This window comes from Pseudomonas sp. NPDC087690, from assembly GCF_044743175.1.
GTDB lineage: Bacteria > Pseudomonadota > Gammaproteobacteria > Pseudomonadales > Pseudomonadaceae > Aquipseudomonas.
In genome coordinates this window covers 18135-37271 of the sequence record NZ_JBIUVX010000044.1, presented here as the reverse complement: position 1 = coordinate 37271, position 19137 = coordinate 18135, and the positions used below count along the sequence as shown (strand labels likewise).

General features: G+C 60.2%; 19 protein-coding genes. 9 read left to right on the top strand and 10 right to left on the bottom strand.

The genetic code is table 11. The features are described from left to right. Both fabB and ACIPIZ_RS25760 read left to right on the top strand, forming a co-directional pair. A partial coding sequence (gene fabB / locus ACIPIZ_RS25765; protein WP_401168172.1) for a beta-ketoacyl-ACP synthase I occupies window positions 1–1071 on the top strand: 1071 nt, incomplete at its 5' end. 417 nt (window positions 1072–1488) lie between these two features. Continuing rightward, window positions 1489–1677, top strand: coding sequence for a hypothetical protein (locus ACIPIZ_RS25760; RefSeq protein ID WP_007917473.1), 189 nt, complete (start codon window positions 1489–1491; stop codon window positions 1675–1677). A gap of 70 nt (window positions 1678–1747) precedes the next feature. Here the strand turns inward: ACIPIZ_RS25760 and ACIPIZ_RS25755 are convergent, their stop codons facing one another. From ACIPIZ_RS25755 to ACIPIZ_RS25720, 8 genes are all read right to left on the bottom strand, one after another. Beyond that, window positions 1748–2290 carry a DUF2058 domain-containing protein gene (locus tag ACIPIZ_RS25755; RefSeq protein ID WP_064391592.1) on the bottom strand — a complete coding sequence of 181 codons (543 nt, stop codon included), beginning with the start codon at window positions 2288–2290 and terminating at the stop codon, window positions 1748–1750. Between the two features lie 25 nt (window positions 2291–2315). After that, window positions 2316–3149, bottom strand: a complete 834-nt coding sequence (mazG, locus tag ACIPIZ_RS25750) for a nucleoside triphosphate pyrophosphohydrolase (protein WP_401168174.1) — start codon at window positions 3147–3149, stop codon at window positions 2316–2318. A 142-nt stretch (window positions 3150–3291) separates the two neighbouring features. Continuing rightward, on the bottom strand, window positions 3292–5535 hold the full coding sequence (relA, locus tag ACIPIZ_RS25745; protein WP_064391594.1) for a GTP diphosphokinase: 2244 nt from the start codon (window positions 5533–5535) through the stop codon (window positions 3292–3294). Window positions 5536–5636: 101 nt separating this feature from the next. Further along, entirely contained in the window at window positions 5637–7013 is a 1377-nt protein-coding gene (gene rlmD, locus ACIPIZ_RS25740) for a 23S rRNA (uracil(1939)-C(5))-methyltransferase RlmD (RefSeq protein WP_401168168.1), read from the bottom strand. After that, window positions 7013–7915 (bottom strand): cysteine synthase CysM, encoded by a 903-nt coding sequence (gene cysM / locus ACIPIZ_RS25735; RefSeq protein WP_177431020.1) that lies wholly within the window; start codon window positions 7913–7915, stop codon window positions 7013–7015. The genes rlmD and cysM overlap by 1 nt, the downstream gene beginning before the upstream one ends. A gap of 107 nt (window positions 7916–8022) precedes the next feature. Beyond that, entirely contained in the window at window positions 8023–9048 is a 1026-nt protein-coding gene (locus tag ACIPIZ_RS25730; protein WP_150648339.1) for a YhcG family protein, read from the bottom strand. Window positions 9049–9232: 184 nt separating this feature from the next. Then, complete coding sequence (locus ACIPIZ_RS25725; protein WP_401168165.1) at window positions 9233–10657, bottom strand: histidine kinase sensor domain-containing protein; 1425 nt, start codon at window positions 10655–10657, stop codon at window positions 9233–9235. Beyond that, window positions 10644–11366, bottom strand: a complete 723-nt coding sequence (locus ACIPIZ_RS25720; RefSeq protein ID WP_401168163.1) for a response regulator transcription factor — start codon at window positions 11364–11366, stop codon at window positions 10644–10646. Before ACIPIZ_RS25720 ends, ACIPIZ_RS25725 begins: the two co-directional genes overlap by 14 nt. Window positions 11367–11585: 219 nt before the next feature. Here ACIPIZ_RS25720 and ACIPIZ_RS25715 point away from each other — a divergent pair, with 219 nt between their 5' ends. Beyond that, complete coding sequence (locus tag ACIPIZ_RS25715) at window positions 11586–14339, top strand: response regulator (protein WP_064391688.1); 2754 nt, start codon at window positions 11586–11588, stop codon at window positions 14337–14339. A gap of 83 nt (window positions 14340–14422) precedes the next feature. Continuing rightward, window positions 14423–15412 carry a 2-hydroxyacid dehydrogenase gene (locus tag ACIPIZ_RS25710; protein ID WP_122662639.1) on the top strand — a complete coding sequence of 330 codons (990 nt, stop codon included), beginning with the start codon at window positions 14423–14425 and terminating at the stop codon, window positions 15410–15412. Between the two features lie 12 nt (window positions 15413–15424). Here ACIPIZ_RS25710 and ACIPIZ_RS25705 read toward each other — a convergent pair whose 3' ends face one another. Next, window positions 15425–15907, bottom strand: coding sequence for a hypothetical protein (locus tag ACIPIZ_RS25705; protein WP_401168159.1), 483 nt, complete (start codon window positions 15905–15907; stop codon window positions 15425–15427). Between the two features lie 134 nt (window positions 15908–16041). Between ACIPIZ_RS25705 and ACIPIZ_RS25700 the strand changes: the two genes are divergently transcribed. Beyond that, window positions 16042–16476, top strand: coding sequence for a hypothetical protein (locus ACIPIZ_RS25700; protein WP_401168156.1), 435 nt, complete (start codon window positions 16042–16044; stop codon window positions 16474–16476). Next, window positions 16476–16880 carry an META domain-containing protein gene (locus tag ACIPIZ_RS25695; protein WP_064391610.1) on the top strand — a complete coding sequence of 135 codons (405 nt, stop codon included), beginning with the start codon at window positions 16476–16478 and terminating at the stop codon, window positions 16878–16880. Before ACIPIZ_RS25700 ends, ACIPIZ_RS25695 begins: the two co-directional genes overlap by 1 nt. Before the next feature lie 294 nt (window positions 16881–17174). Here ACIPIZ_RS25695 and ACIPIZ_RS25690 read toward each other — a convergent pair whose 3' ends face one another. After that, complete coding sequence (locus ACIPIZ_RS25690; protein ID WP_105709215.1) at window positions 17175–17642, bottom strand: TlpA disulfide reductase family protein; 468 nt, start codon at window positions 17640–17642, stop codon at window positions 17175–17177. A 113-nt stretch (window positions 17643–17755) separates the two neighbouring features. Here ACIPIZ_RS25690 and arsC point away from each other — a divergent pair, with 113 nt between their 5' ends. The 3 genes from arsC to ACIPIZ_RS25675 are packed head-to-tail and all read left to right on the top strand — an operon-like array spanning window position 17756 to window position 19130. Continuing rightward, the gene (arsC, locus tag ACIPIZ_RS25685; protein WP_064391614.1) at window positions 17756–18109 is read left to right on the top strand and encodes an arsenate reductase (glutaredoxin); all 354 of its coding nucleotides are present in this window, start codon (window positions 17756–17758) and stop codon (window positions 18107–18109) included. Continuing rightward, window positions 18106–18702 (top strand): NAD(P)H:quinone oxidoreductase, encoded by a 597-nt coding sequence (wrbA, locus tag ACIPIZ_RS25680; protein ID WP_401168151.1) that lies wholly within the window; start codon window positions 18106–18108, stop codon window positions 18700–18702. The genes arsC and wrbA overlap by 4 nt, the downstream gene beginning before the upstream one ends. A 2-nt stretch (window positions 18703–18704) precedes the next feature. Beyond that, window positions 18705–19130 carry a DUF2069 domain-containing protein gene (locus tag ACIPIZ_RS25675; RefSeq protein WP_105709217.1) on the top strand — a complete coding sequence of 142 codons (426 nt, stop codon included), beginning with the start codon at window positions 18705–18707 and terminating at the stop codon, window positions 19128–19130. Window positions 19131–19137 lie beyond the last annotated feature (7 nt).

Here is a 19137-nt window from a genome sequence, read left to right as displayed (position 1 = left end):
TCCATTGACCTGAACCTTGAAGAGCTGATCGATCGCAAGATCTATCGCTTCGTCGGCCACGCAGCGGCTTACGCCTACCTGGCCATGAAAGACGCCATTGCTGACTCCGGCCTGACCGAAGAGCAAGTGTCCAACCCGCGTACCGGCCTGGTGGCTGGCTCCGGTGGTGCTTCCACGCTGAACCAGATGGAAGCGCTGGACATCCTGCGCGAGAAAGGCGTGAAGCGCGTTGGTCCGTACCGTGTCACGCGGACCATGAGCAGCACGGTTTCCGCTTGCCTGGCCACGCCATTCAAGATCAAAGGCCTGAACTACTCCATCGCTTCTGCCTGCGCCACCAGTGCTCACTGCATCGGTACCGCCATGGAACAGATCCAGATGGGCAAGCAGGACATCGTCTTCGCCGGTGGCGGTGAAGAAGAGCACTGGAGCCAGTCGTTCCTGTTCGACGCCATGGGCGCTCTGTCCAGCAAGCGTAACGACACCCCGGAACAGGCTTCCCGTGCCTACGACAAAGACCGTGACGGTTTCGTCATCGCTGGCGGTGGCGGCATGGTCGTGGTTGAAGAGCTGGAACACGCTCTGGCCCGTGGCGCGAAAATCTACGCCGAAATCGTTGGCTACGGCGCAACGTCCGACGGCTACGACATGGTTGCCCCAAGTGGCGAAGGCGCGATCCGCTGCATGCAGATGGCGATGTCCACCGTTGATACCCCGATCGACTACCTGAACACCCACGGCACCTCGACTCCGGTCGGCGACGTTGCGGAAATGAAAGGTGTGCGTGAAGTGTTCGGCGACAAGGCACCTGCGATCAGCTCGACCAAGAGCCTGTCCGGTCACTCCCTGGGCGCCGCTGGTGTTCACGAAGCGATCTACTGCATGCTGATGATGGAAGGCAACTTCATTGCCGGCTCCGCCAACATCGACGAGCTGGACCCTGAAGTGGCCGATCTGCCGGTGCTGACCAAGACCCGCGAAAACGCCACCATCAACACCGTGATGAGCAACAGCTTCGGCTTCGGCGGCACCAACGCCACGCTGGTACTGAAGCGCTGGGAAGGCAAGTAATTCCCCCTGCTTGAGCCACACATGAAAACGCCCCGACTGGTTCGGGGCGTTTTTTTTTGCCTGCAGAAATTAGCCGGGACACTACCGGTCCGTGTTGTTGATCGTTCCCACGCTCTGCGTGGGAATGCAACCCCCGTGACGCTCCGCGTCACTGGACGCGGAGCGTCCCCAGAGGCATTCCCACGCGGAGCGTGGGAACGATCAACAATGGGTTTCGGCGCTTCTGGAAATGAAACTTCTGTCATGAAACTTACCGCCCTGCGACCGAATGTCGCGGATTACGCGGGCTGCAGCACTGTTGCAAAAAACGCAACAACACCTTGCACAAATCAGCCGTTTACTTAGCAAGCTAACAAATCATATAACAGAGTCCTGCACACGCCTTGCTGCAGATAACTTGAGATTTGGAGCTAGCAGATGACTGTAAAAGTAACTGAACGCGACGATTCACACATGTCCCACGAAGGCGTAGCCGCCGGTATCCGCATTTGGGATGTGCATCAACAAGACTTGCTGGTCGGCATGTTCCACAACGAGATCGATGCCCACAACTATAAGGCCGAGCTGGAAGTGCAAGAACAGCAACGTGATCTGAAATCCGCCTGATTCAACCACAGCATTGAAAACGACAAACCCCGCCATGAGCGGGGTTTGTCGTTGTTACAGCTTTATCGGTTTACCACATCAGATCATCAGGGATCTGATACGCCGCGTACGGATCGTCCTCGGTGCTGACCTCTTCGGTCTGCACATTGAGCTGAACGATACGTTGCGGATCGCGCTCCTGGATCTTCAGGGCCGCTTCACGCGGAATCACTTCGTAACCACCGGCATGGTGGACGATCGCCAGCGAACCGCTGCTGAGCTTGTTGCGCATCAGCGTGTTGACCGAGAGGCGCTTGACCTTCTTGTCGTCGACGAAGTTGTAGTAGTCCTCGGTCGTCAGCTTCGGCAGACGCGAGACTTCGATCAACTGCTTGACCTGCGCCGCACGCGCCTTGGCCTCGGCTTTCTCTTTCTGCTGACGGTTCAGTTCCTGGTCGCGCTTGACCTTCTCGGCCATGGCTTCCTGGGCAGCACGCTGCTGCGAGTCGTCCAGTTCGATCTGGCCTTTATGCGCCAGACGTTGCTGCTTCTGCTTGTCCTTGCTGACCTGCTTGGCCTGCTTTTGGTTGACCAGACCTGCTTTGAGCAACTGGTCGCGAAGGGAAATACTCATCGGGCTTACTCACTTGGGCAGTTGCTCAGCCGCAGCTGGGCGCATTCTTTTCCTGACGTTTGGCTTCGCCCCACAGGGCGTCCAACTCTTCGAGGGTGCAATCTTCTATGGGACGGTGGGTGTCGCGCAATGCCTGTTCGATAAATCGGAAACGTCTTTCAAACTTGCCGTTGGCGCCACGCAGCGCGGTTTCCGGGTCGACCTTCAGATGCCGGGCCAGATTGACCACGGAAAACAGCAGGTCGCCGATCTCGTCAGCCACCGCGACGGGATCGTTTTCGGACATCGCTTCAAGGACTTCATCGAGTTCTTCGCGCACCTTGTCGAACACCGGCAAGGCCTCCGGCCAGTCGAAACCGACCTGGCCTGCGCGCTTCTGCAATTTGGCCGACCGCGATAACGCCGGCAGTGTGGCCGGCACGTCATCGAGCAGCGACAGTTGCTCAGGCGCGGCGGATTTCTCCGCGCGTTCTTCGGCTTTGATCTCTTCCCAGCGCTGCTTGACCTGTTCTTCGCTCAAGCGCGGTACGTCGAGCGGCGCATACAGATCGCCGGTGGGAAAGACGTGGGGATGACGACGGATCAGTTTACGGGTGATGCTGTCGATCACGCCGGCAAATTCGAAGCGCCCTTCTTCCTTGGCCAACTGGCTGTAATACACCACCTGGAACAGCAGATCGCCCAACTCACCCTGTAGATGATCGAAGTCGCCGCGCTCGATGGCGTCGGCCACTTCGTAGGCTTCTTCGAGGGTGTGCGCAACGATGGTCGCGTAGGTTTGCTTGATGTCCCACGGGCAACCGTACTGCGGATCGCGCAGGCGGTTCATGAGGTGGAGCAGGTCTTCAAGGCTGTACATCATTTCACTCACTACATAGATCCATTGATCGTTCCCACGCTATGCGTGGGAATGCAGCCCGTGACGCTCCGCGTCACTGGACGCAGAGCGTCCCTAGAGGCATTCCCATGCGGAGCGTGGGAACGATCAATCGAAGCCATCTTCAAGGTGTGCGGTTACGCCGCGTTTCGATGATGTTCGGCAACTGCGAAATCCGCCCGAGCAATCGTCCCAGCGCATCCAGACCCGGGATCTCGATGGTCAGGGACATCAGCGCGGTGTTGTCCTCCTTGTTCGAGCGGGTGTTGACCGCCAGTACGTTGATCCGCTCGTTGAGCAGCACTTGCGACACATCACGCAGCAGACCGGAACGGTCGTAGGCGCGAATAATGATGTCCACCGGATAGGTGAGCACCGGCACCGGGCCCCAGCTGACCTGAATGATCCGCTCTGGCTCACGCCCGCCCAGTTGCAGCACCGAGGCGCAGTCCTGACGGTGAATGCTCACGCCACGGCCCTGAGTGATGTAACCGACGATCGCATCGCCCGGCAGCGGCTGGCAGCAGCCGGCCATTTGCGTCATCAGGTTGCCGACGCCCTGGATCTGAATGTCGCCGCGCTTGCCCGGTTTGTAGCCGGTGGCTTTGCGCGGGATCAGCTCCAGCTGTTCGTTGCCGCGTTCCGGTTCGACCAGTTGCTGCGCGAGGTTGACCAATTGCGCCAGACGCAAGTCGCCGGCACCGAGGGCGGCGAACATGTCTTCGGCAGTTTTCATGTTGGCCTTGTCGGCCAGCTTGTCGAAGTCCACCGCAGGCAGACCGAGGCGCGTCAGTTCGCGTTCGATCAGGGTTTTACCAGCGGCAACGTTCTGGTCGCGCGCCTGCAATTTGAACCAGTGGACGATCTTCGCCCGCGCCCGCGAGGTGGTGACATAACCGAGGTTGGAGTTCAGCCAGTCGCGGCTCGGCGTACCGTGCTTGCTGGTGATGATCTCGACCTGCTCACCGGTCTGCAGACTGTAGTTGAGCGGGACGATGCGCCCGTTGATCTTCGCGCCACGGCAGTTGTGGCCGATTTCGGTGTGCACGCGATAGGCGAAGTCCAGCGGCGTCGCGCCTTTCGGCAAGTCGATGGCGTGGCCGTCGGGGGTGAAGATGTACACCCGATCCGGCTCGATATCGACACGCAGCTGTTCCGCCAGACCACCGATATCGCCCAGTTCTTCGTGCCACTCGAGCACCTGACGCAGCCAGGAGATTTTCTCTTCGTAGTGATTCGAACCGGATTTGACGTCGGTGCCCTTGTAGCGCCAGTGCGCGCAGACACCGAGTTCGGCTTCTTCGTGCATCGAGTGCGTACGAATCTGCACCTCAAGCACCTTACCCTCAGGGCCGATCACCGCGGTGTGCAGCGAGCGGTAGCCGTTCTCTTTCGGGTTGGCTATGTAGTCGTCGAATTCTTTCGGGATGTGCCGCCACAAGGTGTGGACGATACCGAGCGCGGTGTAGCAGTCGCGCATTTCCGGCACCAGCACACGCACCGCACGCACGTCGTAGATCTGGCTGAATTCCAGACCCTTGCGCTGCATTTTGCGCCAGATCGAATAGATGTGTTTGGCCCGGCCGCTGATGTCGGCGTCGACGCCGGTGGCCTGCAACTCGTCCTTGAGCTGGGTCATCACGTCGGCGATGAAACGCTCACGATCCAGCCGTCGCTCGTGGAGCAACTTGGCGATCTGTTTGTATTGATCCGGCTCCAGGTAACGGAAGGACAAGTCCTCCAGCTCCCATTTGATATGACCGATACCGAGGCGATGTGCGAGCGGCGCATAAATGTCGAACACTTCCCGGGCGACACGGTTACGTTTTTCGTCGTCAGCGGTTTTCACCGCACGAATGGCGCAGGTACGTTCGGCCAGTTTGATCAACGCAACGCGAACGTCATCGACCATCGCCACGAGCATCTTGCGCAGGTTTTCCACCTGCCCTTGCGTGCCCATCACCATCGACTGACGCGGACTGAGGCTGGCGCTGATCGCAGCCATGCGCTGCACGCCGTCAATCAGCTTGGCGACCACCGGGCCGAAGCGCTGGCCGATGGCCGCGAGTTCGATCTGGCCTTCGCGTACGCCGCGATACAGGACCGCCGCGACCAGCGAATCCTGATCGAGCTTGAGGTCGGCGAGAATCTCGGCGATCTCCAAACCAGTACTGAAACTGCCGGAGCCTTCGGCCCACAGATTCTTCTTGGCATTGGACTGTTGTTCGGCCTCGCGAGCGAACTCGCAGGCTTCTTTCAAGGCTTCGCGATCCAGTGCCAGATCGACACTGACCGCGTGATCGAGCCAAGCCTCGAGATTGATACTGCCGTCAGTGTTGATCGGCTGGTGTGCTCTCACCTGTACCATCTTGCTTTACCTTCCCTACGACGCAGATTCAATGCGTCAAATCGCTGACCTCTACGGTCCGTTTGCGCTCGCGGGGCCGATGCGAGCACTGCGCGGACAGGTCAGACGGATTCAGACGAGCCATCCTGGCTCGCTTCAAATAACGCCATGGCCTCGACATGTGCCGTCTGAGGAAACATATCGAGAATCCCGGCACGTTTTAACCGGTAGCCCTGCTTGATCAATTCGACCGTATCGCGCGCCAGCGTTGCCGGATTGCACGACACATACACCAACCGTTTGGCACCCAGGCTCGCCAGCTTGCGTACTACCTCGAAAGCACCGTCACGTGGTGGATCCAAGAGTACCGCAGAAAAGCCGTTTCCGATCCACTGGGCATCGGTCAAAGGCTGGGATAAATCGGCTTGAAAAAACTTTGTGTTATGCAAATTGTTACTGGCGGCGTTGGCTTCAGCGCGATCGACCATGGTCTGCACACCTTCCACCGCGACCACTTCGCGCACGGTTTTGGCCAGCGGCAAAGCGAAGTTGCCCAAGCCGCAGAACAGATCCAGCACGCGCTCGTCGCGGCCCGGTTTCAGCCATTCCAGGGCCTGCGCCACCATGGCTTCGTTGACGCCGGCGTTGACCTGGATGAAATCCCCCGGCCGATACGCCAGGTCCAGATCCCACTGCTCCAGGCGATAGCCCAGCGACTGGGTTCGATCGACCGGTTGTGGCTCGCCTTCGCCATGCAGCCACAATTGCGCTTCATGAAACTCGCAGAAATCCTTGAGGATGGTCAGATCCGCTTCGGACAAGGGCGCCATATGCCGCAGCAGCACCGCCAGCGACGAACCGCTGAACAACTCGACATGCCCCAGCGCCTGCGGTTTGCTCAAGCGACGGAGCATCTCCGGCAAGCGGGTCATGATCGGTTGCAAGGGCTGTACCAGCACCGGGCATTCGCTGATCGCGACAATGTCCTGGCTGCCGGCGGCGCGGAAACCGACTTCGAGGTTCTTCGCTTTCATGTCCCAGCGCACGGCAATCCGGGCACGACGGCGATAACCAAATTCAGAGCCGGTCAGCGGTGCGGCCCACTCTTCAGGTTCGACAGCGGCAACCCGCGACAGTTGTTCGGCGAGCATGCGCTGTTTCAGGGCAAGCTGTTCGTCGTGGGGCAAATGCTGAACGCTGCAACCGCCGCAGCGGCCGGCATGCTGACACGGTGCCGGGCGGCGCAGTTCGCTGGCCTTGAACACGCGCTCGGTGCGCGCCTCGACCACTTTGCCGTGGGCGCCGAGCACCCGCGCTTCGACCTCTTCACCGGCAAGGGCGCCGAGGACGAACCAGGTTTTGCCTTCGAAAAACGCGATGCCGCGACCGTCATTGGCGAGGCGCTCGATGTTCAAGCGCTGCTTTTTGCCGGTCGGGATTTGCGGTGCCTTGCTGCCGCCGGTGGGCTGGAAGCGCAGGCCTCTCTCGTGCTTGGCCATCAGTTGGGTGCGTCGAAAATGCCGGTCGACAGGTAACGGTCGCCACGGTCGCAGATGATCGCGACGATCACCGCGTTTTCAAGTTCTTTGGACAGGCGCAACATCGCTGCCACCGCACCGCCCGAAGACACGCCACAGAAGATGCCCTCTTCGCGGGCCAGACGACGGGTGACGTCCTCGGCCTCGCTTTGCGCCATGTCGACAATACGGTCGACGCGCTCGGCCTGATAAATCTTCGGCAGGTATTCTTGCGGCCAGCGGCGGATGCCGGGAATGGCCGAGCCTTCCATCGGTTGCAGACCGACGATCTGCACGTTGTCGCTCTGCTCTTTCAAGTAGCGCGAAACGCCCATGATGGTGCCGGTGGTGCCCATCGAACTGACGAAATGGGTGATGGAGCCCTGGGTCTGACGCCAGATTTCCGGACCGGTGGTGGTGTAGTGCGCCTCAGGATTGTCGCCATTGGCGAACTGATCGAGCACCTTGCCACGGCCTTCGGCCTCCATGCGCTGCGCGAGGTCGCGGGCGCCTTCCATGCCTTCTTCCTGACTGACCAGAATCAGCTCGGCGCCATAAGCGGTCATTGCCGCTTTGCGCTCGGCGCTGGAGTTGTCGGGCATGATCAGGATCATCTTGTAACCCTTGATCGCGGCGGCCATGGCCAGGGCGATCCCGGTGTTGCCCGAGGTCGCTTCGATCAGCGTATCGCCGGCATGGATCTGCCCGCGCAACTCGGCGCGAGTGATCATCGACAGCGCCGGACGGTCCTTGACCGAACCCGCCGGGTTATTCCCTTCGAGCTTGAGCAACAGGGTGTTGCTGGTGGCACCGGGCAGGCGCTGCAAACGCACCAGCGGAGTGTTGCCGACGCAATCGGCGATGGTTGGGTACTGCAGGGTCATGGCGTATTCGCAATCCAGACGTGCGGGGGCGCCTATCATACCGGCAAACCCGCGCAGGCCATATCACGCAAAGTGCGGTGCTTATGGTTTATGGGAATAAGCAGCGGTTAGTCGCTATTTTCTGCTGGCGCCGTATCCATTGCATAAAACTCATGCAACTTGGCCTGCAGCAACTGCTTATCCGGCAGACAGGTTTGATATTGCGCTATCAATGCGGGCGAAAGACTGCGATTGAGGGCGTACTCGACGACCTCATCTTCCTTGCTTGCACACAGCAGGACTCCGATGGCCGGACTTTCGTGAGGCTTGCGGACATTGCGATCCAGCGCCTCCAGATAGAAATCCAGCTTACCGAGGTATTCCGGCTCAAAACGGCCGACCTTGAGTTCAATGGCTACAAGGCAGTTGAGCCCTCGGTGGAAAAACAGAAGGTCGAGAGAGAAATCCCGGCCGCCGACCTGCAGTGGATATTCGGAACCGACAAAGCAGAAGTCGCGACCGAGCTCAATAAGGAACGCCTTGAGACGTGAAAGAAGCCCCTGGTGCAGATCGGTTTCGGAATGAGCAGCGGGCAAGTCGAGAAATTCGACCATGTAGGAATCGCGGAATATCTCGAGAGCTTCGGGATGATTTTGTTTCAGTGCGGCGGAGGCTTTTGCAGGATCGGTGACGCTTCGCTCAAACAAAGCAGACTTGAATTGGCGTTCCAGTTCGCGCTTCGACCACTGTTCCTGAACGGCCATTCGCAGGTAGAACCCACGCTCTTCCGGGTGTTTGCTTTGGCTCAAAATGATCATGTTATGAGTCCACGGCAATTGTCTCACCAGTGGTGAGACAATTGGATCATCCCGATAGGTTTCATAAAACTGGCGCATTCGGAACAGATTTGGTCGGGTGAACCCACGCAAGCCCGGTTGGGTATACGCCAGATGTGCGGCCAGTTGAGTTATGACCGAATCGCCCCACTCCGCCTGCTCAATCTTACGACTGATATGCGCCCCCACCTGCCAATAAAGCTCAATCAGCTGTGTATTGACCGCTTGCATGGCCTTATGTCTGGAACTGTGAATCAACGCGAGCACTTCGTTGAAACGTTCGCCATCCGGGCTGCCAGTAACGCTGGATACAGTCATGCGCAATTCCTTGAAGATCAGGTGAAGCACGAGCCTAACCCCTTCAGGAAGCTTGAAATGACCGCCGATGCAACTTGGGAAATGTCTTACAAAAAAAGGCGAGCACTCCGGCAAGCCATCAGGATTGGCCACCCGAATGGACTACATCGCGAGCAGGCTCACTCCTACAGGAGATCTGCGTTGATCACACAACCTGCGGCGAACCGAGATCCAATGTGGGAGCGAGCCTGCTCGCGAAGGCGTCAGTCGGCGCAACGCCATCGTCAGCCAGCAACCGCAAATTCAACCGCAACCCCGCCCCGCTATTCTCCGCCCAAATACTTCCGCCCTGACGCTGCACGGCATTGCGCGCGATGCTCAGGCCCAAGCCGAATCCACCGTCGCCGGGCCGCGAGCCGTCGAGACGGGTGAACGGCGAGAAGATCCGCTCCAGATCCCCTTCCGCTACGCCGCCGCCCTGATCTTCCAGCCACAGGTGCCAGAAATCGCCGTCGCGCCGTCCATCCAGTCGCACGACCCCACCCGCAGGCGAATGCCGAATCGCGTTACGCAGAATGTTCTCCAGCGCCTGCGCCAGCGTATTCAGGTTGCCACGCACCCAGCACGACGCCTCGACCGAACACTGCAATTGCAGGCTCGGCCAGCCGCTTTCATAACAGGCGTTGTCCGTGAGCATTTCCCACAGGGCCTGAATCTGGATCGCTTCCTCGGGCAGCGGCGTGCGGTCGGTATCGAGCCAGGCCAGTTGCAGGGTGTCTTCGACCAGCCGTTGCATACCGTCAACTTCACGACCGATGCGCTCGCGCAGTTGCATCAGACCCTGTTCGCTTTCACTGGCGACACGCAAACGGCTCAGCGGCGTGCGCAATTCGTGGGACAGATCACGCAGCAGTTGCTGTTGCAGAGCCACGGTCGATTGCAGGCGCTCGGACATCGAGTCGAACGCTCGCGCCAGCTCTCCAAGCTCATCCGGGCGCTGGGTGATGCCGCTCGACAACCGCACATTCAACTGGTCGGCGCGCCAAGCGTTGGCCTGTTCACGCAAGTTGTTCAGCGGCACTACCAGAAGACGATAGAGACCGACGCACAGCAGCAAAGTGAACAACCCCGGAATCACGCCGTTGGTGATGACGCGCCAGAACAGCCGATATTTACCCGGCAGAAATCGCTCGGGCAATTCGATCACCAGGCTGCCGGCGGACGGCTCTTTGGGAAAAGGTATGCGCAGCCACGGCCGGTTCTGTTTGTGGATCGGCCAGTCAAGACCGCGCAAGAACGTCAGGTGCTGGATTTCCTGTTCATTCAGCGGATCGCTGCTCAGCGACTGCAAGTTGCCACCGATGACGCCGACCCAACTGGCTTCACGCAACTCCATGCTCTGCAACCAGTCATCGACCCCGCTGCGGCCGCCGTGCTGCCACGCCTGTTCCGCTTGCGCGGCATAACGACTGAGCGTGCCCCGCGCTTCGTCGGAGAGGAACTGGTTGCGCTCCTCCATATAACGGCCCCACGACCAGCTCAACCAGATCATCAGCAGACAGAACGCGACCAGCAGAAACGCCAGTTTCCAGAACAGCGAATGCCGCCCCGGCAGTTCAGAGCGTTTCATCGGCCGCGCTCAGAACGTAACCCTTGCCCCACACGGTGCGCACTTCACGCTCGGTGTAACCGATGGCTTTCAGTTTGCGGCGGATCTGGCTGATGTGCATGTCGAGGCTGCGGTCGTGGGCCGCGTAGCCGCGCTGTAAAACGTGCTGATAAAGGAAGGCTTTGCTCAGCACTTCCTCGTCATTGCGATTGAGGGTTTCCAGTAAACGGAACTCGCTGCGGGTCAGCCCGGCGGCTTGCTTGCCGAACAGCACATCGCACCGTTCATCGTCGAACCGCAGCGTACCGGCCGCCACGGGCGCCGCCAGCGATGCCGGGCGCCGATCCAGCGCGACCCGGCGCAGGATCGCTTCGATGCGTACATGCAGCTCGGCCATGCTGAACGGTTTGGGCAGATAGTCGTCGGCGCCCAGACGGAAACCGCTGATGCGATCCGCCTCGGCACCGAGAGCCGACATCAATAGCACCGGCGTCGAATGGCTCTGGCGCAATTGCGTCAGTACGTTCAAACCGTCCATGCCCGGCAACAGAATATCCATCAGTACCACGTCGAACGGCTGGCGCCTGGCGATGCTCAGACCTTCCTGGCCGTTCTGGCACCAGGTCACCTGAAAGCCGCTGCGACCCAGATGTTCGTGAACATAGGCGCCGAGAACCGGATCGTCCTCAATGGAAAGTATGCGTGGCTGGGCAGCGGAAACAGGAGTCATGACTATCTGCAAGTAATTCTCAGTTGAGGGCGATTATTCAAGATTGCCGGGCATCGGGCAACCCAAGGATGTCCTATCGGACCAACGAGCCTCTGCGCCCTGAACCGACCCGAGCGCATTTTTCCGGAGATTGCCTGCGAGCAAATCGCTACACTGCGCGAATGTCGCGTGCCGGATGCACGCATGAGTCAACAGTTCAGCGGGATGCAGGAGATAGGTGTGCTCAAGAAACTGGGAATCAAAGGTCGCGTGTTGTTGCTGACCTTGTTGCCGACCAGCCTGATGGCGCTAGTGCTCGGTGGTTATTTCACCTGGGCGCAGCAGTCCGACTTGCAGACCCAGTTGATGCAGCGCGGCGAAATGATCGCCGAGCAACTGGCCCCGCTGGTGGCGCCGGCCATGGGCCACGGCAACAATGAATTGCTCGAGCGCATCGCCACCCAGTCCCTCGAACAACCGGACGTGCGCGCCGTCACTTTTCTTGCGCCGGATCGCTCGCCGCTGGCCCACGCCGGCCCGACCATGCTCAATCAGGCACCGAGCGGCGACAGCGCGCAATTGCAACGGCGCAGCGGCAATGACGCGACGCGCTACCTGATGCCGGTGTTCGGCAAGCACCGTAATCTCGCCGGAGAACTGATCCCCGAAGAATCCGATCGTCTGCTCGGCTGGGTGGAACTGGAGCTGTCGCACAACGGCATGCTGCTGCGCGGTTATCGCAGCCTGTTTGCCAGCCTGTTGCTGATCGCCGCCGGTCTTGCCGGAGCGGCGTTGCTCGCGTTGCGCATGGGCCGCACCATCAACCGCCCGCTGAGCCAGATCAAACAGGCCGTCGCACAACTCAAGGACGGCCACCTGGAAACCCGTCTGCCGCCGCTCGGCAGTCAGGAGCTGGATGAGCTGGCGTCGGGCATCAACCGTATGGCCGGAACGTTACAGAACGCTCGCGAAGAACTGCAGCACAGCGTCGATCAGGCCACCGAAGACGTCCGGCAGAATCTGGAAACCATCGAGATCCAGAACATCGAACTGGATCTGGCGCGTAAAGAGGCACTGGAAGCCAGCCGGATCAAATCCGAATTTCTTGCCAACATGAGCCACGAGATCCGCACGCCGCTCAACGGCATTCTCGGCTTCACCCATCTATTGCAGAAAAGCGAGTTGACCCCGCGCCAGCTCGACTATCTGGGCACCATCGAAAAATCCGCCGACAGCCTGTTAGGCATTATCAACGAGATCCTCGACTTCTCGAAAATCGAGGCCGGCAAACTGGTGCTCGACCATATTCCGTTCAACCTGCGTGACCTGCTGCAAGACACCCTGACCATTCTTGCCCCCGCCGCTCACGCCAAGCAGTTGGAACTGGTCAGCCTGGTGTACCGCGACACGCCGCTGTCGCTGGTCGGTGATCCGCTGCGCCTCAAGCAGATCCTCACCAACCTGGTCAGCAACGCGATCAAGTTCACTCGCGAAGGCACCATCGTCGCCCGCGCGATGCTTGAAGAAGAACACGAAGACAGCGTGCAACTGCGCATCAGCATTCAGGACACCGGCATCGGTCTGTCGAATCAGGATGTCCGTGCGCTGTTCCAGGCTTTCAGTCAGGCCGATAATTCGTTGTCGCGCCAACCTGGCGGCACTGGCCTCGGGCTGGTGATTTCCAAGCGCCTGATCGAGCAGATGGGCGGCGAAATCGGTGTCGACAGCACGCCGGGCGAAGGTTCGGAATTCTGGATCAGCCTGAACCTGCCAAAGACCCGCGACGATGCCGAGGACCTGCCTTCGGCGCCGCTGCTCGGACGCCGCGTGGCAGTGCTGGAAAACCACGAACTGGCGCGTCAGGCCCTGCAGCATCAACTGGAAGACTGCGGCCTCGATGTCACCACGTTCAACACCCTCGAAAGCCTGACCAATGGCGTCACCGGCGCGCATCAGACCGATCAGGCGATTGATCTGGCGGTGCTCGGTATCACCAGCAACGACATGCTCCCGGAGCGTTTGAACCAGCACATCTGGGACCTCGAACACCTTGGTTGCAAAGTGCTGGTACTGTGCCCGACCACCGAGCAGACGCTGTTCCATCTCTCGGTACCGAACCCGCATAGCCAGCTCCAGGCCAAACCGGCGTGCACGCGCAAACTGCGCCGCGCGTTGTCGGATCTGGCCAACCCGCGCCAGCCGCGCAATGAGCCGGGCGAGCCGCTGTCGAGCCGCGCACCGAAAGTGCTCTGCGTCGACGACAACCCGGCCAACCTGTTGCTGGTGCAGACCCTGCTCGAAGACATGGGCGCCAAGGTTCTCGCCGTGGAAAGCGGCTATGCCGCCGTCAAAGCGGTGCAGAGCGAATCTTTTGACCTGGTGCTGATGGACGTGCAGATGCCGGGTATGGACGGGCGCCAGAGCACCGAAACCATCCGTCAGTGGGAAAGCGAACGGCATTGCACGCCGCTGCCGATTGTTGCCCTCACCGCCCACGCCATGGCCAATGAAAAACGCGCGTTGCTGCAAAGCGGCATGGACGACTACCTGACCAAACCGATCAGCGAGCGGCAATTGGCTCAAGTCGTATTGAAATGGACCGGTCTGGCCTTGCGCAATCAAGGGCCGGAGCGCTCCAGCGAAAGCGCCTTGGGCAATCACGAACTGCCGGTGCTCGATCATGAGGAAGGCTTGCGTCTGGCGGCCGGCAAGGCGGATCTGGCGGCAGACATGCTGGCGATGCTGCTCGCCTCACTGGAAGCTGACCGCGAAGCCATCCGTACGGCACGCGACAACCACGACCAGAATGCTCTGCTCGAGCGTGTCCATCGCCTGCATGGCGCGACACGTTACTGTGGTGTGCCGCAATTGCGCGCAGCCTGCCAACGCAGTGAAACCCTGCTCAAACAAGAGGATCCGAAAGCTTTGATGGCGCTCGATGAACTGGAGCGGGCAATCAATCGTCTGGCCACGCAGGCGAAGATCAGCGCCTGATCCACGGCAATGCCGGCAATACAGCAGGGCGCTACAGTGGTCGCGGGTGATTTGCGCCCGCGTCGATGCTCCAGGAGGATTTCATGCGCACGATCGTTTTCAGCAGCCAGACCTACGACCGCGACAGCTTCCTCGGTGCCGCTTGCCCAAGCGGGATCGAATTGCATTTCCAGCCGGCTCGACTCAGCCTCGACACTGCCGCACTGGCCGACGGCCACGAAGTGGTTTGCGCTTTTATCAACGATGACCTCAGCGCGCCGGTACTGGAGCGCCTGGCCGTTGGCGGCACGCGCCTGATTGCCCTGCGCTCGGCGGGTTTCAACCATGTTGACCTGATCGCGGCCAAACGCCTTGGGCTAAGCGTCGTGCGCGTCCCGGCCTACTCGCCACATGCCGTGGCCGAACATGCTGTCGCGTTGATTCTGGCCCTGAATCGCCGTTTGCATCGCGCCTATAACCGCACCCGCGAAGGCGATTTCAGCCTGCACGGTCTGACCGGTTTCGATCTGGTCGGCAAAACCGTCGGCATCGTCGGCACCGGACAGATCGGCGCGACGTTCGCAAAAATCATGCACGGCTTTGGTTGCCAGCTGCTGGCTTACGACCCGTATCCGAACCCGGAGGTCGTGGCTTTGGGCGCGCGTTATCTGAGCCTGCCCGAACTGCTTGCGCAATCGCGCATCATCAGCCTGCACTGCCCGCTCAACGAACACAGTAAACACTTGATCAACCGCGACTCGCTGGCGCACATGCAGACCGGTGCGATGCTGATCAACACCGGACGCGGTGGTCTGGTCGACACGCCAGCGCTGATCGACGCCTTAAAGGACGGGCAGTTGGGTTATCTCGGGCTGGATGTGTACGAAGAAGAGGCGCAGATATTTTTCGAGGACCGCTCCGACCTGCCGTTACAGGACGACGTGCTGGCGCGCTTGCTGACCTTTCCTAACGTGATCATCACCGCGCATCAGGCGTTTCTGACCCATGAAGCACTCGGCGCGATCGCCGCGACCACACTGCACAACATTGCGACCTGGGCGGCAGGTGCACCGCACAACCAGGTCGAGGGTTGATGGCCTGACGGTTTACTTTGGCGACAGCGTGGACGCCAGGATCAACAGAGCCAGCCAGCCAAAGCCGAAAAAGCGCTGCTTCATCGAGTGCCCGTTGCGCAGCAGAAACCAGACAAAAACCATCGGCAGCAGGAAGATCATGATCTTCAGCCAGCCTTCTACCGGACGGCTGCCATCGGCATTGGTCTGCGCTTGAAACGCTGGCGCCGGCTGTTCGACTGGCTGCCGGCGCCGACGCCCCGCCGCTGCCGGCATGACTTTCGGTAACGGCTCCGGCGCAGGGGGTGCCGCGGCTTCCGGAACTGCCTTGTTGCGCGGCAGGCTGCCAAAAGAGATCGTCGAAGGCTTAGCAGGCGCAGGTGCCGGTTCTGCTGCCGCGACCGTCTGCGCATGAGCGCGACCGATCTGCTCCGCCATCGGAGCCCCACAATGAATGCACGCCGAGGCTTCGGAACTGATGCTCCGCTTGCATTCATAACATTCGATCAGCGCCATGTTCCGTTCCTTCAGAGTCGAGGGGCGGCAGTTTGCCATGAGCGCCTGTCGATTTGAACCGGATCGAAGGTCGCAAGCGCACATCATTCTCCAATCGAGCCCGTGCTAGCATGTCGCGCATATTTGGAGGACCCATGGTCGAACACGATTTCCGCTACACCCTGATGAACCCGCAACACACCCTCACCGAATGCCGAGCCCTGGTTCCGGGCCGCTATCAGGTCACCGGCAACGGTGGTTCGATCCGCATCGGTGATGTCCTGTTGGTCACCCTCAAAGGCAGCAAGGATTTGTCCATGCGCCTGACCGTCGACACCGTCCGCCACCTGATCAACCCGCCGGGCCAATGGACCGCGATGACCACAGGCCCGGTGTTCGGCGAACTGGCCATCCACACCTGGCAGGTCAACTGCGACAGCTGCGCCAAAGAGCTGAGCTTCGAGTTCGCCGTGGATGCCAAACTCGGCAAAGCCGCCGAGAAACCGGCCGCCACCGTGCGCATCGCCGAGCTGGGCTGGAAAGCCGTCGGCGACAAGCACCTGTGCCCGAAATGCCAGGAGCCGGCATGATGAAACGCCTTGCCCTGGCCGCTCTGGTCGGTGTCGGTTTGGCAGGCTGCGCTGCGGAGCCAGTGCAACTGCAGCAAAACCGCAGCTACATTCTGGAGTGGATCGGCGAACGGCCATTGATGGATTACAGCCACCTGACCATCACCCTCGGTGAAGATGGCCGTGCCTATGGCAACGGTGGCTGCAACCATTGGTTCGCGCCGTACACCCTTGAAGGTGACAAGATCACCTTCGGCAAGATCGGCAAGACCCGCAAGCTCTGCGCTCCGGCGCTGATGGAGCAGGAACAACGCTTCCTGCAGGCGCTGGAACATGTCCAGCGCTGGGACATCTCGCCAATCGAGCAGATGCGCTTCTGGCCGGCTGAAGGCAAACCGTTGCGCTGGTGGCTGGAAGAGGGTTGAGTCTCAAGACCGCCAAGCCCTCATCGGAACGCCGCCCGCCTAGCCCTCTCCCAGAGGGAGAGGGGACTGATTGGGGGATATTGGAGAGGTACGCCGACCTGGAAGGTTTTCGCCGAATCCATAATTGACCGAATCCCACTCTGGCGACTGCCTAATCGAGCTGATCTGGTTTTGACGAATCCACAATCAACTCGATCTCTCAGGTCGATGTAACTCGCCAGACACCTCGGTCGGCCCCCTCTCCCTACGGGCGGTCCGACGTTTCGGGAGGGCTGGGGTGAGGGGCTTTTGACATTACTGGGTCGCCTGCAACGCTTCGAGTTTGGCCAGCACACCCGCCGCCGTCTGCTCACCCATCAACTGCTCACGCACCTTGCCTTTGTTGTCGATGATATACGTCACCGGCAGTGCCTCACTGCGCGGCAACTCGAACAACTCCGCCGGATCCTGCGCCAGCACGGTGAACTTGATGCCGAGTTTCTCGCTCGCCTCTTTCAGTTCCGCGCCCTGCACATTGTCGAAATTGACCCCGAACACACCGACATTCCTGCTTTTGAGCTCATCGGCCAAATGGTTGAGTTCCGGGATTTCGGTTCGGCAAGGACCACACCATTCGGCCCAGTAATTGAGCACCACCCACTGTTTGTCCAGACGTTCGGAGGCGACTTTCTGCCCATTCTGATCGATCCCGTAATCATTGCCGCAGCCCCCCAGCATCAACGCCCCGATAACCGTCAATGCCGCTGCCAATCGCCGTGTCATGTCGTGTTCCTTGTGAAAATTTAAACGCGCCTGCGACCCATCGCCTCTGACAGTTCTGGATTGCGCGCTGCACAGTTAGAATAGCCGCCACTTTACGCCAGAAGCGACCCGCCATGACCGATCTGACGCTTTATCACAATCCGCGCTGCTCGAAATCCCGCGGTGCGCTGGAGCTTCTTGAAGCCCGCGGCCTGACACCAAACGTCGTGCGCTACCTCGAAACCCCATTGAACGCGGCGCAAATCAAGGCCCTGCTCGGCAAACTCGGGATCAGCGCGCGTCAGTTGCTGCGCACCGGAGAAGATGAATACAAAATGCTTCAACTCGCTGATGACAGCCTCGGCGAAGCGCAATTGATCGACGCTATCGCCCAGCACCCCAAGCTGATGGAACGACCGATTCTCGAAGTCGGCAACAAAGCGGTGATCGGGCGTCCGCCGGAAAAAATCCTGGAGTTGCTACCGTGAGCGCGCCGTACATTCTGGTGCTGTATTACAGCCGCAGTGGCTCCACCAACGAGATGGCGCGGCAGATTGCGCGCGGCATCGAACAGGCCGGCCTCGAAGCGCGCCTGCGCACCGTACCGGCGATCTCCACCGAGTGCGAAGCCGTAGCGCCGGACATTCCGGATGAGGGCGCGCTCTACGCCACGCTCGATGATCTGAAGAACTGTGCCGGCCTGGCGCTGGGCAGCCCGACACGTTTCGGCAACATGGCCGCGCCGCTGAAATACTTTCTCGACGGCACCAGCAACCTGTGGCTGACCGGCGCCCTCGTCGGCAAACCGGCCGGTGTGTTCACCTCTACCGCCAGCCTGCACGGCGGCCAGGAAACCACCCTGCTGTCGATGATGCTGCCGCTGCTGCACCACGGCATGCTGATCACCGGCCTGCCGTACAGCGAATCGGCGCTACTGGAAACCCAGGGTGGCGGCACGCCTTATGGCGCTAGCCACCACGCCGGGGCTGACGGCAAAAGTGGTCTGGATCAGCACGAAGTCGCACTGTGTCGCGCCCTCGGCTTGCGCCTGGCCAAGATTGCGCAAAAACTGGAGGGCTGACAGTGGCGAAGAAGCCGAAGGTTTTGCCTTCCATCGAATGGCTGGAGCCACGAGTAAAAGCGATGCGGGTGGTCAGCCTGCTGAGTTTTTTCGCTCTCGCCGGTTTGCTCGCGGCCTACTACCTGCTGTTCGCCGACCTGCACGGTGCGCGGCCGTGGGTGATTCTGCTGATCGAACTGATCCCATGGATCGTCCTCGCACCGGCGATGATCATGGGCAGCGCCCGTGGCCATTCGTGGATGTGTTTTGTGGTGAATCTGTATTTCATCAAAGGCGCACTGGCGGCGTATGACCCGAACCGACAGTTGTTTGGTGTGCTGGAAATGGTCGCGAGCCTGGCGGTGTTCTGCTCGGCACTGCTGTATGTGCGCTGGCGGTATCAGTTGAATCGCAAGTTGGCTGGCGAGGGGGAAATCTCCGTCGCCTGATGGAAAA

Coding starts and splice junctions, on each gene's coding strand:
- ACIPIZ_RS25760 (WP_007917473.1), top strand. CDS start 1,489: ATGACTGTAAAAGTAACTGAACGCGACGATTCACACATGTCCCACGAA.
- ACIPIZ_RS25755 (WP_064391592.1), bottom strand. CDS start 2,290: ATGAGTATTTCCCTTCGCGACCAGTTGCTCAAAGCAGGTCTGGTCAAC.
- mazG (WP_401168174.1), bottom strand. CDS start 3,149: ATGTACAGCCTTGAAGACCTGCTCCACCTCATGAACCGCCTGCGCGAT.
- relA (WP_064391594.1), bottom strand. CDS start 5,535: ATGGTACAGGTGAGAGCACACCAGCCGATCAACACTGACGGCAGTATC.
- rlmD (WP_401168168.1), bottom strand. CDS start 7,013: ATGGCCAAGCACGAGAGAGGCCTGCGCTTCCAGCCCACCGGCGGCAGC.
- cysM (WP_177431020.1), bottom strand. CDS start 7,915: ATGACCCTGCAGTACCCAACCATCGCCGATTGCGTCGGCAACACTCCG.
- ACIPIZ_RS25730 (WP_150648339.1), bottom strand. CDS start 9,048: ATGACTGTATCCAGCGTTACTGGCAGCCCGGATGGCGAACGTTTCAAC.
- ACIPIZ_RS25725 (WP_401168165.1), bottom strand. CDS start 10,657: ATGAAACGCTCTGAACTGCCGGGGCGGCATTCGCTGTTCTGGAAACTG.
- ACIPIZ_RS25720 (WP_401168163.1), bottom strand. CDS start 11,366: ATGACTCCTGTTTCCGCTGCCCAGCCACGCATACTTTCCATTGAGGAC.
- ACIPIZ_RS25710 (WP_122662639.1), top strand. CDS start 14,423: ATGCGCACGATCGTTTTCAGCAGCCAGACCTACGACCGCGACAGCTTC.
- ACIPIZ_RS25705 (WP_401168159.1), bottom strand. CDS start 15,907: ATGGCGCTGATCGAATGTTATGAATGCAAGCGGAGCATCAGTTCCGAA.
- ACIPIZ_RS25700 (WP_401168156.1), top strand. CDS start 16,042: ATGGTCGAACACGATTTCCGCTACACCCTGATGAACCCGCAACACACC.
- ACIPIZ_RS25695 (WP_064391610.1), top strand. CDS start 16,476: ATGAAACGCCTTGCCCTGGCCGCTCTGGTCGGTGTCGGTTTGGCAGGC.
- ACIPIZ_RS25690 (WP_105709215.1), bottom strand. CDS start 17,642: ATGACACGGCGATTGGCAGCGGCATTGACGGTTATCGGGGCGTTGATG.
- arsC (WP_064391614.1), top strand. CDS start 17,756: ATGACCGATCTGACGCTTTATCACAATCCGCGCTGCTCGAAATCCCGC.